The organism is Streptomyces sp. NPDC057486, assembly GCF_042802415.1.
In the GTDB taxonomy this organism is placed as follows: Bacteria; Actinomycetota; Actinomycetes; order Streptomycetales; family Streptomycetaceae; genus Streptomyces; species Streptomyces yanii.
Window position 1 is genome coordinate 1 of record NZ_JBHVEE010000078.1, and the last position, 13,260, is coordinate 13,260.

Sequence of the window (13,260 nt, forward strand, 5' to 3'; positions counted from 1 at the left end):
CCACCGTGGAGACCGGGACGGCCACCGCGACGGCTGGAGCGGCCGAATCGGAAACGACCACCGGTGGAGCGACCGAAACGGCCACCGCGGCGATTGGCGCTGGGACGGTCACCGCCGCTGGGAGCGCGAAGGCCGGTACTGGTACAGCCACGACCACGGCCACCGCTACCGCTTCGACAACCACCGCTTCTACCAGTGGGAGCGCGGCACATGGGTCGTCGTGATCGGTAACGCGCACGGCTTCGACTACAGCATCTTCCGCTGACCCCACGGACCACGGCAAGCGCCGGGCCCGGGCACCGATCCATGTTCCCGTGCCCGGCGCCCCCGGCCCCAACACGTCGAACCATGACCAGTTGCGTAGAACACATGCTCCACATGGAGCTCGCGTCCCCTCTGGGTGAGCGGATCCTCGTGCCGACCCACCTGCTCTACAGTTCGCAGGACCCGCTCGCCGTACAGCTCCTCTTCCAGGACAGTCTCCAGGGCCCGATCCCGTGGGTCTTCGCACGCGACCTTCTCGCCGCAGGGACTCAGGCCCTCAGCGGGGAGGGCGACGTGCGGGTCTGGCCCACAGAAACCGGCCCCGAGGCTCTCCTGCACCTCCTCCTGTCCTCCCCCCACGGGTCCGCCCACCTCACAGCCCCACTCGCTGCGGTCGAGCGGTGGCTGCGCCGCACATACCAGCTCGTGCCCGTCGGCCGGGAAGCCGAGGCACTGGACCTCGAATCCCACCTCGCCCAATTCCTGGACGGAGCGCCCTGAACCGCCACGGGATACCTGGAGGCCCGGTTTCGACACGCGCCTGACCGCCCTGCCCGCCCGACGCCGACCGCGACGGGCCGGCACGACGGCAGCGAAGACGGCGCAGCCATGGGGCGCCACGGCTGACCGTGGCCGACGTCACGAGGTCAAAACGGACAAACGATGCCATCATCGATGTCGTGCAAGATTCAACCATTCAGCTGGAGCGCACTCCGGTGGCGATGACAGAGTCGATACGTCGCCTCACCGGCCGACTCCGCACCAAACGGGCCGACCACGTGGTGCACGGGGCCAAAACCCTCATCGCAGCACTACTCACCTGGGGCATCGTGGCCCCTTGGTCCCCCGAGGGCCGGCCCTACATGGCGGTCGCCACAGCCCTGCTCATGGTCAACGCGTCCACGGTCTACCAGTCCGTGACCAAGGCGACACAAAGTGTGGTAGCGAGGGTTGTCGGGCTGATCCTCGCCCTCGCGACGGCCCGGCTGCTGGGACCGACCGCGGGCGCCGTAGCGGTCATCGCGGTCATCGCGGTCCTGGCAGGCCCCCGCCGCACTGCTGACGACCGTCTCCAGATCGCCTCCACCGCAGTCATCGCGCTGGCCGCCACGGCAACCGATCCCATGGGCAGTCTCGTATCCCCCGCGCTCCAAACGCTCACCGGCGCGGCCGTGGGCATCGCGGTGAACGCTCTCATCCTGCCTCCGCTCTACCTGAACGAGTCCGATTCCGCCGTACGCGACCTCGCCCGTTCCATGGGAACGCTGCTGCACGACATGGGGAACGGCCTCTCCCGGCGGCAGCTCACCTCGAAGGCCCACAACTGGCTGCACCAGGCGCGCAACCTGGACAAACGCCTCACTCGCGCAGAGGAACAGGTGCGGCAGGCCGACGAGAGCCTGCGGTGGAACACGCGCTGCGTCGCGCACACGCGACGCAAGGAGACGACCTTCAACGACACATTCATGGCCTTGCGCGGCGTGTCGATCCAGGTACGCGGAATCGCACGGACCCTGGCCGACAACGCACACGACAACCACGTCGATCACCACCTGGGGCATGAGTTCCTCGACCGGTACGCCGAAACCCTCCAGCTGGCGGGAGCGGCCGTCCAGGCATTCGTCGAATCGGGCCCGGCGAAGGGCTCACCGGACACATCTCCCCGTGAACGCCTGCGCGGAGCAATCGACGGCGCGCTGGCCTGGCACGACACCATGACCGACATGATCGGCCGGGGCACCCTCACCGAGCCGGGTGCGTGGCACGTCTACGGCTCACTCATGACCGACGTGGAGAGGCTGCTCGCCGACCTGGACCGCGCGGACACTCACTGACCGAGCGCCTTCACGCGACCCACACGGCGTTCGCCCTCGTCCGATCCTTCAGGTCGGCAGGTCGAGCAGCACCAAGGCGACGGCGGGTCGGTCGTCAGCATCGACGCGAAGAAGAAGCTGCTCTGCCGGCTGCCCCAACCCCGGTGCGGCCGACGGCTGATGGGGGCTACCTAAAGTATTCCGAGGCAACGATTTTTCGGGGCATGGCGTACCTCACTCCGCAGGTAGTTCACCATTCAACCACTTACGAGTACTGTCGTCAGTGCCTGATCAAAGGCAAGCCCTCCCGGCCTGTTGTGCAGGTCACGGGGTAAGCAAGGAGGAAACAACATGGCTTTCAGGATTGCGCGACGCGCTGCTGTCGCGGCCGCTTCTGTGACGGTCGCAGCGGCCGGACTCCTCGCGACGGGTGGTCCCGCCTCGGCAGCGGCCCTCCCGACCGATGGCCGGGCAGCCGTCGTATCCCACCCCGTGCGGCTCCTCGACACTCATGACAAGGTTCGGCTCGGCAGCTGGGACGAGGGCCGGGACAGCGACGACGCCGGCCGTCGACGCTGGGTCAATGACCAGATCGAATGGATGCGGGACCACGACCGAGTCAGTCACCGGCTGAGCGACGACGCCGGCCGTCAACGCTGGGTCAATGACCAGATCGAATGGATGCAGGGCCACGACCGAGTCAGTCACCGGCTGAGCGACGACGCCGGCCGTCAACGCTGGGTCAATGACCAGATCGAATGGATCCGGGACCACCATGGAGCTCACCAGTGGGTCTCGGAGCACGAGGGGCGTTCATACCGCTGACGGCCACAGTTGGTTCCTGTGGAACACCACGGATGCAGACTTCGATCACACGTGGCAATAGACGCCGCCGATGGCCGGGATGGCCGACATCTCTTGGACGCCGCAAGCCACGGCCTGGCACGGTGGGTTCTGTGGGATCTGTCCCCGACGGCGAGGATGATCCTGTACACGTGAGGAGCGAGTCTTGTCATCTGCCGAACTGACCGACGTGGAACACCAGCACCTGGAGCGGGCCGTACAGCTGGCGGCCGAGGCACTGCAGGCCGGGGACGAGCCGTTCGGCTCCGTCCTGGTGAGTGCCGATGGACAGGTTCTCGCCGAAGACCGCAACCGTGTGCACAGTCTCGGCGACAGCACCCGGCATCCGGAGTTCGAACTGGCCCGCTGGGCCGCCGTGCACCTCCCGGCGCGCCAGCGGGCCGCGGCCACCGTCTTCACCTCCGGCGAGCACTGCCCCATGTGCTCGGCCGCACACGGCTGGGCCGGCCTCGGCCGCATCGTCTATGCGCACTCCGCGGCCCAGTTGACGCAGTGGCTGACCGAGTTCGGCGTACCGTCATCACCGGTGCGTTCCCTGGCGGTCCAGGACGTAGTGCCCGGGCTCGTGGTCGAGGGCCCTGTTCCGGCTCTGGCCGGCCGTCTGCAGGAGATGCACCGAACCTTCCACCTGCCGACCTGACGCCGAACATTGAGATCCTCCCCGGCGGACAACTGCAGGCCGGGGAGGATCTCAATCCCCCGTCACTTTCGCGCGGCCCTGCAAGAGGGCTGCGGTCACGTAGCAGGGGTGAAGCTCGACGTGAAGGTCCAGGTGCCCGATCCCACCTCGTAGATCTGCACTCCGTCCCGGTGGCCGGCCGGGCGGGCGCCGTCGGGGGCGGTGACCTGGCCCGAGGTGGACGGAACCTCGACGGTGGCCGTGGTGCCGGCCGGGACGCGCGCGGTGAGGGAGAGTCTGTCCTCGTCGCGCTCCCACTGGCTGGCAGCCTCGCCGTACGGCGTGGTGTAGGTGGCGCGTGCCGAGGTCAGGTCACCGACGACGGCCGGGGCGATCCGGAGCGCGCGGTAACCGACCGATCCCGGTGCCTGGTCGAGGCCCGCCAGGCGGGTGGTGAACCAGGAGTCGATGGCGCCGAGCATGAAGTGGTTCTGCGACTGGCCCGAGCCGCCGTCCCAGGACTCGCCGAGCGCGGTGTTGCCCGCCAGGACCTGGTAGCCGTAGCTGGGGCTGGTGGTCTGCGTGGCGATCCGGTGGACGATGTCGTCCCGGCCCGCACCGGACAGAACACGGAACGCGGCCGGCAGGGATATCTCACCGAGCAGCAGATGGTAGTCGGCTGCCTCGACGGACGCCGTGAAGTGGTCCAGGAGACGGTCGCGTTCGCCCTCCGGGTAGGCACCCATGTCCAGGGCGAGGGCCTCCGCGCCCTGGCCGCCGCCGGCGAAGGTGCCGCCCTGCTGGTCGTAGTACTTGTCCGACAGGGCCTTGGCGCTCGCGTCGGCCTTGGCGCGGTAGGCGGCCGCGTCCTCGTCGTCTCCCAACACCTTCGCCATGTCGGCCAGGGTGTCGACGATGTGCCAGTAGCCGTACGTTCCCGACACCGCCTTGGGGAAGGTCTTGTCCGGGGTGAACCAGTCGCCGAGCGAGTAGTCGAGGATGCCGCCGGAGACCTTCTGCTCCAGGAACGTCACGTACTTCTTCATTTGGGGGTAGTACGCGCGCATCGTCTCCTGGTCGCCGTAGGTGGTGTACAGCTGCCAGGGCACGAGAACGAACGCGCCGCCCCAGTTGGCGTCGTTGCGGTATGTGCCCGCGAGTGTGACGTAGTCGGGGACGGTGGAGGGGATCAGGCCCTCACCGGTCTGCGCGTCGGACATGTCCCGCACGATCTTGCGGAGGTAGGCGCGCATGTCGTAGTTGGTGGCGAGGGTGGGGAAGACCAGCTGGTCCTGCTCCAGCCAGCCGAGCTTCTCACGGCTGGGGCAGTCGGTGAGGATGCTCATCATGTTGCCCTCGACGGAGCGCCGGATGAGCGAGTGGATGCCGTTGATCAGGTCGTCGGAGCTGGAGAAGGCGCCGGCGGAGTCGTTGTCGGCCCGCAGCACCTTGCCGTTCACCGAGACGGTGGCATCCTTGGGCAGGCCCTTGATCTCGATGTAACGGAAACCGTGGTAGCTGAATTTGGGGTGCCAGGTCTCGGACCGCTTGTCGTTGCCGGTGGTGTAGCTGTCCCACAGCGGGCCGCCGACGTTGCTGATGGACTGGTAGGCGTGCCCGCCCTTGAGGCTCTCGGCCGGGTAGGCGCGGATGGTGGTGCCTTCGGGGGCGGAGACGGTGATCTCCGGCCAGCCGGCGATATTACGGCCGAGGTCGAAGATCCGGCTGCCTTCGGCGGCCCCGTCGACCTCCTTGCCGCTGAGTGTCTCGACGACCCGGACGGGCTCCGTCTCACGGGCACTCAGGGCGGCCGGGGCGGAGTCGGCGCCGAGGGTGACGGCCCGGTCCCAGTGGGAACGGTCGCCCCGGGGCTCGTCCCAGTCACGGATCTCGCGCCGGGCATCGTAGTCCTCGCCGCCGTACCAGTTGGAGGAGGTGGTGGCGCCGAGGGTGGTGCGCCAGTCGTCGCCGGTGGCGATGCGGCGCACGGTGCCGTCGGCGAGGGTCACCTCCAGCTGGGCGATCAGCTTGGGGTCGCTCCGGTTGCCGTACAGCTTGCGGTACCGGTCGGCGGTGCTGAGCTGGTTGGAGATGCCGTTGCCCAGCTCGACCGCCAGCGTGTTGTCGCCGACGCGCAGCCGGTTCGTCACGTCATAGGTGGCGTACTGGACTCGGTCGGCGAAGTCGGTGTTTGCGGGTTCCAGGACGGCGTCGCCGACCGGTGCGCCGTTGACACTGGCGTCGTACACGCCGAGTCCGGCGATGTAGAGGCGGGCCGAACGGATGTTCCTCGGGAGAGTGAAGTCCTTCGCGAACAACGGCAGTGCGGACGGCAGGTAGGGCTTGGGCGGCTTCTGGCCGGTGACCTGTGCCACCCGGGTGTACGAGCCGCCGGGCTCGTCGGAGGTTGACAGCGTGTAGTCGACGGGGAAGCCGGGCACCTGCCCGTCGCCGGTGAGGACGTCGGCCCTCGGGTACAGCACGACCTGGTCGAAGGTCTTGGTCACCTTCAGATCGAGGGTGACGGTGACGGGTGCGTCGGAGACGTCGGAGCCGGTGTGCGGCAGGCTGGAGTAGCCGGCTGCCTGGTTCCAGGCGCTGTTGGTGACGGCGTCGGTGACGAGTTTCGGCTCCCACACCTTGCGTTCGGTGTCCGACTCGGAGGCGGTGACCGTGGCGCCCTGGGCGAGGTCGGTGCCGGGGTCGTCGCTGTCGCGCACCTCGATCTCGGCGAGCTGGAGCCGGTGGGCGAGGGCGGGGAAGTCGTCTGCGAGGGGCAGACCCAGCTCGGTGACGTCGAGACGGACGTACCGGGCGGTGGTCCGGGGCACCTTGACGGTGACCGGTTCGACGGTGTGCTTGCTCAGCTGCCAGTCGTCATGGGTGATCCAGTCCGCGGACCAGTCGGAGGCGCGGGTCAGGCCGGTCTCGAAGACGACGGGGCTGCTCCAGTTGCCGGGGCGTGAGCCGCCGCGGGACCAGAGCTGGACCCTCCAGTAGACGCGGGTGCGGGAGCCGGGCGCGCGGCCGGCGTAGGTGGTCTGCGGGACGGACGACTCGACCTTGCCGGAGTCCCACAGGTCGGGCCGAGCCGACATCAGCCGGTCGCGGGTGGTGGCGGCCTGGATGCGGTAGGCGGTCTGGGCCGTGTCGCGGCCGCTGGAGATGAGCCGCCAGCTCAGGTCGGGGGTGGTGTCGTCGATGCCGAGGGCGTTGTTGAGGTGCTGGGTGCGCAGCTGCTCGGCGGTGACCGTGCCCTGCAGCGGGGAGGCCGCGGCGGGCGGGGCGAAGGGCGCAGTGGTGACCAGGGCGGTCAGCGCGGAGGCGAGCACGAGGGATCGTCTTGACGTGCGGGGTGTACGGGATGTGCGAGACATGCGGAACTCCACGGGTACGTCGGAAGGATGGGGCGACCGGTACGGTCCGGGCATCAGTCCAGTTCGACCGTGAGCGGCAGGCGCGGAAGCAGCTTCACGGGGCCGAGCAGGCCGGAGGGCAGGGGCTTGTTCCGCTCGTTGGAGAGGGTGTTGGACACCCGTACCGAGAACTGGTTGACGCCCGGCTTGAGGGCCTCGGTGACGTCGACGAGGTAGGGGGACCACAGGGCCGGGGCGAGCTTGTGCCCGTTGACGGTGACCTCGGCGACCTCGCGGACCGTGCCGAGGTCGAGGATGTGGTGCCGCCCGGCCAGGGCGCCGGCGTCGAGGGTGACGTCCTTGGTGTAGGTGCCGCTGCCCGAGTACAAACGGGCGATGTCGCTCCAGTCGGCCAGGGGGCGGGTGACGGGTTCGGCGCCTTCCTGGGCAAGGGTGAGCGTCCAGTCGCCGTCGAGGGCGATGGGGGTGAGCTGCTCGGTGACGCGGGCCGTCCCGGTGCGGATGTGATTGCCGTCGCGGGCGGTGAGGCGGTACGTACCGGGGGCCTCGCCCAGGGCGGTCACCCGCAGCCTGTTGCCGTGCCGGGTGATGCCGGTGACCGGCAGGCCGCCTGTCTCGGTGAGATAGGGGGTGTCCTCGGCCTTCCGGCGCACCACGACCGCGAGGGTCTCGTAGGGGGACAGGGTGAGCCGCACCCGCACGCCCTTGGAGGTGGGCAGGCCGCGCACCAGGGCGGGGCCGGTGGCGCCGGTCGCCGGGTCCCACACCTCGGGCACGCCCTGGGCGGGCAGTAGGGCCTGGGTGGTGACGGCCGTGCCGCTCTCGTTGTTGAACAGGAAGGCGACGTCCTCGCCGCGCCGGGTGCGCAGCACCCGCACGGCCTCGGCCGACGGTTCGAGGACCGCCGCGGCGGCCCCGGCCGCCTGACAGGCGACGCCGAGCCCGGCGCCGTCCGCGACCCGCACGGCCTTGCCCCGGCCGACGGTGCGGCTGCCGGTGCCGGACGGGAAGAGCTCCGCGAGGGAACGCCTGAGCGTGGTGTTGTCCCCGTCGGCGGCGAGGGCGGGCAGGTCGCCCACGGCGATGAGGGTGCCGCCGCCCCGGACGAACGAGGCCAGGGTGTGCACCGCGGCCGTCTCCAGCACCGGGGTCACCGGCAGCACCACCAGGTCGTAGGAGGCCTCGCCGACCCGGAGCGCACCGTCGCGCGGCTCGGCGTGCGCGAGCAGGTCCGGGTCACCGGCCAGGGCGCCCTCGTGGACCAGATCGAAGTCGACCTGGGCGCGCTCCAGGGCGAACGCGGTCTCGCCGAAGGCGGCATCGACCTCGCCCTGGCGGGCGGTGGCGGTGAACTGTTCGGCGGCACGCTGCGGCTGCAGCAGCGCGGTGCGGGCGCCTGAGGTGCCGCGGGCCAGCTCCATGACCCGCCCGATCCAGGCGGTGATCGGAGGCATCGCCCACCACCAGGGGTTGCGGGGGCCGAACGGCGGCGCGAAGAAGACATGGGTCTCGTCGGTCCACAACGCGTGCAGCGCTGTGAAGTTGATGCCGCGGGTCGCGTACGCGCCGAGCAGGGCCCGCATGAAGTCGGGGGCGACCTGCCAGCCCATGTTGCCGAAGGCCTCCATCAGCACGCGCGGGCGCCCCATCTGATGGGCGACGGAAGCGGGGTTGCGCGGGTCCATGGTGGGCGTGTCGAGTTCGTACTCGGCGGTGATCACGTCGCCGCCCGGGACCTGGGCCCACTGGTTGACCTTGTGCAGGTCGCCGGTGGACTGCATGCGCTTGGAGGGGGCCGTCTCGTCGTAGAGGGGGTTGGTGATGAGGCTGACGCCGCGGTCGCCGTACCAGGCGGCCTGCTTGGCGAAGTACTGGGCGAACCGGTTGGAGACGGCCTCCCAGTAGCGGCCGTGCAGGATCCGTCCCTGTTCGCCGAGGTCGTCGAAGACGCTGGCGTAGGCGGCGCCGGGCTCGGCGCCGACGGCCTTCAGTTCCGCGGCGAGCGTGGGTGACCAGGGCCGGCGCTTGAAGGGGTGCGGGGCGGCGGAGGCGATGAACGGCTCGTCGTCCCAGAAGCCCTTGATCACGGATCCGAAGAAGCGGCGGAAGCGGCGGTAGTACTCCCCGGGCACGATGTCGAGGAAGAGTTCGACGGGCTCGTCGTCGAGGAGGTCGGCGTACCCGCGCGTGTAGCCCCTGGAGTCGTCGGTGAGCGTCGCCCCGCCGAACAGGTCGATCTGCCAGCGCCCCGCGGGCACCTGCCAGGTGCCGTCGAGGTGTCCGGTGAGTTCGACCAGGTCGCCCGCGTCGGTGGAGCCCACGGGGCGGGCGGTGGCGGCGACCGGACGGGCGGCGTCCTTGGGCAGGTCCCGGACGTTGAAGTCGCCAGCGGCGGACGGTTGGTCGAAGGTCTGCTGGTAGAGGGCGGTGCCGTCGGCGGCAGTGACGGTCAGGTTGTCCCACAGGGAGCGCTGCCCGTCCCGGGCGTGCACGCCGACGCCGCCCTGGACCAGGGTCTCGTCGGTGACGGTGCCCTTGTCCTTGCCGTCGAGGGTGACGGTGACCGTGGCGCCGGTGACCTTGACGGCCAGGGTGTGGAACTTGGTCTTGTTGAAGCCGTCGGTGCGGGTGGACCGGGCGAGCTGGGCGACCATGGTGCCGACGACCCGGCTGATGGTGACGACACCGGTCTGCTCGAACTCCACCAGCAGTGCGTTCTCGCCCGTCGCCGAGGCCTTCACCAGCATTCCGGCCGCGGTGACGTCGGGCTTGACGCTGCCGGAGACGGTGCAGTCACCCCATCCGGCGCTGTCGCTCAGCACTGCGGGGCCTGCGAGGACCGCCGCGTCGGCCACCAGGCTCCCGGTGTCGACGCCGACACCGGTGGTCCGGGTCGGACGCGCGCTCGTCGGTCCCTGGACGATGTGCGTGGAGCGCCACAGGCCCTTCAGGCGCAGGTCGGGGCGGGCCTGGTAGGTGCGTGAACCGACGGTGCCGCCCTGGGTGATGAAGTAGCCGGCCCGGCCGCTGGGGAAGTGGTTGTCGTTGAACAGCCACACCTTCATGCCGGTCTTCTCGGCGGTGGTCAGCACGTGCTCGATGACGTCGAACCAGCCCTCGGTGAAGAAGGCCGGCTGCATCTCGGCGTTGTCGTAGGGGAAGACGATGACCTCGTACATGCCCTTGGAGCGGAGGTCGGCCATCTGGGTGTCGACGAGCTCGTTGGTGACCGGGCCGTTCCAGTACCAGTAGACGGCGGGCCGGCTGTCGCGGCCGGGGTCGGTGAAGTCGACGTCGCCGAAGGCGGGCAGGGAGGTCACGTCGGAGTGACCGAAGTGCCCGGAGGCGAAGGCGGGCAGGCCGTTCAGAGCGCCGCCGGTGACGGTGGCGGCGGTGAGCGCGGCCAGGGTCACGAAGCGGCGCCTGGTCAGGCGGGAGGCGCCTTCGGGAGAGCTGAACATGTGCGGCATGGCTGTGCGCTCTGCTTTCTGTGCTGGTCTGCGAAGGGACGGCGCGCCACGGATTTGCGTGACGGCACGGGAGAATGACGATCTGTCATGTCCGGGGACGACGGCGTCCGGCCGCCGGCACGGGGGGGCGGCCCGGATCGCGCCGGGCCCCCGCCGGCCGAGGGCCCATGGTCCCCGGCCGATCGGTCCTCAGCCGTCGGGGGACGGCCTCATCTGCGTGCCAGCGCCGCCATGTCCTGCGGCGACAGCACCCGGTTGTGGATGCGGAAGTCCGCCACGGCACCGTGCAGGTAGGGATGGGTGGCGTTCTGCGAACGCCCCAGGTAGTTGCGGCTGGTCTCGCCGAGCAGCAGGGGTGAGCAGACCATGTCCTCGTTGCGGCCGGTCTCGGCCCCGTCGATGTACAGCACTCCGGTGCCGCCGCCGAGGGTGAGCGCCACATGGACCCACCTGCCCTGCGGCAGCGACACGCCGGAGTCCACGACGTCCTCGCCCTCCATCCCGGCGATCTTGAGGGCGGCCCGCGGGAAGCCCTTTCCGGTGCGGGCGGCGAGGAAGAGATAGGTGGCCTTGTGGTAGCCGAGGTCGAAGATCCGTGCCGAGTTGGCCACCGAGTCCAGGCGCGTCCAGGCGCTCACCGTGAGCTCGGTCAGGCCGGTCAGCAGGCCGCGCGGCAGCACGACATGGCCGCCCGCACCGTCCAGGGCCACCGCTCCGGCCGCTCCGCGTCCTGCGGTCCATGCCGCGCCCTCAGCGAGCCGGCCGTCGGGGTGGTGTCCGGTGGTGTCGGCGACGGCGGCACCGGCACCCTCGTCGAGCAGGTAGCGGGCGATTTCTCGGGGTCCGTCCTGGTGGGGCGGGCGCGCGAAGTAGACGTTGTAGTGCTGGTGGTGGACCTGGTGGAAGGGCCGCAGGGTGACCGGCCTCCCGTCCGCGCGCGCTGTGAACGCGGTCCCCCCGTCCGCAGTCGGCCGTACCGGGCCGCCCTCAAGAGTGGGGATCGTCACGGACCCGGTCGTTCCGTACTCACCGGCCAGCACCAGCGGCCCGTAGGACAACCCCACCACGTGCGGGTTGTCCGGGGCAGGGCGCTCCACGACCTCGCGGGGCAGGGTCATCTCGACGGTGTCACCGGACCGCCACTGCCGGTCGAGTGTCGCGTACGTCCCCGGCCTGACGTCGCAGTCGACGGTGCGGCCGTTGACGGTGATGCGGGCGGTCCGACGGCGCGTGCCGTCGGCGAGCCATCCCGGTATCCGTATCCGCAGCCGGAACCGGGACGGCGAGCCGGTGACCGTGAGCCTGACCCGCCCGGAATCCGGATATCCACCGCCTTCCTGGCGGATCGTCACCTTCTCTTCCTGCCAGTGCAGTTCGGAGGGGATGAAAAGGTTGACGTAGAGCTCGGGGCGGCCGGCGCGGGCCGAGTGGAAGTAGATGCTGTCCGCGAACTTCGTGTGGGTCTCCAGGCCGGTGCCGTGGTCGCAGGAGAAGTTGTCGTAGTCCCCGCTGTAACTGCCGGGCGCGGCGCCCAGACCGCCCTTGGGCTGACGCTGCGACCCCGCCCACAGCCCGGTGTAGTAGGTGACGAAGCCGTGTTCGGAGTCGGGGTCCTGCTCGCCGAGCATCTGGTTGTACAGGGCCCATTCGTAGTGGTCCATGCGCTCGACCCGGGCGGGGTCGTGGAGGAACAGCCGCCGCCCCAGCTTGAGCATGTTGTACGTGTTGCAGTTCTCGCAGGTCTCCTCGGACAGCCGGCTGACGATCTCGCCGGGCGGGCCGAAGAACTCCTGGTTGGCGTTGCCACCGATGACGTAGGAGTGGTCGTGGACCACGATGTCCCAGAAGTTCGAGGCGATGGCGCGGTAGCGCTGCTCGCCGGTCGCCTCGTACATCCGGGCCGCGCCCACGATCTTGGCGATCTCGGTGTTGGCGTGCCGGCCGTTCAGCTCGTCGCGCCCCTCGGCGAGCGGGCCGAACAGATCCTCCTGGTCGAAGCGGCGGGCCGTACGCAAGGCCGCCTGGCTGCCGGTGGCCAGATGCAGGGCGGCGAGCACGTCGTTCATGCCGCCCCACTCCACCCGTCGCACGTGGTCGAGCTGATCCGCGGTGAGCGGGGCGGTGCGGCGGTCGGCCCAGGCTGCCATGGCTTCGACGAGGCCCAGGGCCCGCTCGTTCCCGCACAGCTGGTACTGGTCGAGGAGACCGGCCATGATCTTGTGGATGGTGTAGTACGGCGCCCAGGGCTTCGAGCCCGCCTCCAGGTCGGCGAAGACCTGCTCGGGGAAGGCCGAGAGGTAGCCCTCGCCGTATCCCGCGGCGGGGGACGCCGCCTGACACTCCGCCAGGGCGTCGACGATGCGGCTGCCCTTTTCCGCGTACCGGTCGTCCCCGGTGCCGGCGTGCGCGAGCGCGAGGCCGGACAGCAGGTGGCCGGTGCTGTGGCCGCGCAGTTGAACGCCCGGGGCCTCCCAGCCGCCGCATGGCTGCGCGCTCGACGGCAGGCCGACGTTGGTGCGGAAGGTGTGCAGGAGACGGTCGATGTCGACGGCTTCGAGGTAGGCGCAGGTGCGCCGCATGTTGTCGCGGAAGGGGCTGGCCAGCAGCCGTACCGATCCCGGCGCGAACTCGGCCAGCGCGGGGCTGGAGGGCGTGGACCCGGCCCGGGGCCCGTGGTCGTCGGTCGCCGCGGCCGGCGCCCCGGCGACCGCCCAAGCCCCGACCGCCACCCCGGTTCCGATCACGAAGCGTCTTCGCGTCAGGTTCTGTCGTGGCATGCGGCGACTCCTCTGCACAGCAAGAGTTGAATCGTTTTTTTGGTCGACGGCCACTCTGGGGGCGGGGATCGCCGC

At 70.0% G+C, this 13,260-nt stretch carries 8 protein-coding genes; 5 read left to right on the forward strand and 3 right to left on the reverse strand.

Features of this window, described 5'->3' with window-relative positions:
* The 5 genes from ACFU6I_RS30100 to ACFU6I_RS30120 form a co-directional block, all read left to right on the forward strand.
* Nucleotides 1-265: hypothetical protein (locus ACFU6I_RS30100; RefSeq protein ID WP_384372345.1), on the forward strand; the 265-nt coding region annotated here is incomplete at its 5' end.
* 104 nt (nucleotides 266-369) lie between these two features.
* Nucleotides 370-765 (forward strand): SsgA family sporulation/cell division regulator, encoded by a 396-nt coding sequence (locus ACFU6I_RS30105; protein ID WP_384372347.1) that lies wholly within the window; start codon nucleotides 370-372, stop codon nucleotides 763-765.
* Between the two features lie 179 nt (nucleotides 766-944).
* Entirely contained in the window at nucleotides 945-2,099 is a 1,155-nt protein-coding gene (locus ACFU6I_RS30110; RefSeq protein WP_384372349.1) for an aromatic acid exporter family protein, read from the forward strand.
* A gap of 330 nt (nucleotides 2,100-2,429) precedes the next feature.
* Entirely contained in the window at nucleotides 2,430-2,903 is a 474-nt protein-coding gene (locus ACFU6I_RS30115) for a hypothetical protein (RefSeq protein WP_384372351.1), read from the forward strand.
* Nucleotides 2,904-3,087: 184 nt separating this feature from the next.
* The gene (locus tag ACFU6I_RS30120) at nucleotides 3,088-3,582 is read left to right on the forward strand and encodes a nucleoside deaminase (protein ID WP_384372353.1); all 495 of its coding nucleotides are present in this window, start codon (nucleotides 3,088-3,090) and stop codon (nucleotides 3,580-3,582) included.
* A gap of 95 nt (nucleotides 3,583-3,677) precedes the next feature.
* Here ACFU6I_RS30120 and ACFU6I_RS30125 read toward each other — a convergent pair whose 3' ends face one another.
* The 3 genes from ACFU6I_RS30125 to ACFU6I_RS30135 form a co-directional block, all read right to left on the reverse strand.
* Nucleotides 3,678-6,938 (reverse strand): family 78 glycoside hydrolase catalytic domain, encoded by a 3,261-nt coding sequence (locus ACFU6I_RS30125; protein WP_384372355.1) that lies wholly within the window; start codon nucleotides 6,936-6,938, stop codon nucleotides 3,678-3,680.
* 53 nt (nucleotides 6,939-6,991) lie between these two features.
* Nucleotides 6,992-10,399: a glycosylhydrolase-like jelly roll fold domain-containing protein gene (locus ACFU6I_RS30130; RefSeq protein ID WP_384372357.1), complete on the reverse strand. Its 3,408-nt coding sequence runs from the start codon at nucleotides 10,397-10,399 to the stop codon at nucleotides 6,992-6,994.
* Nucleotides 10,400-10,617: 218 nt separating this feature from the next.
* Complete coding sequence (locus ACFU6I_RS30135) at nucleotides 10,618-13,185, reverse strand: beta-L-arabinofuranosidase domain-containing protein (RefSeq protein WP_384372359.1); 2,568 nt, start codon at nucleotides 13,183-13,185, stop codon at nucleotides 10,618-10,620.
* Between the last annotated feature and the right edge of the window lie 75 nt (nucleotides 13,186-13,260).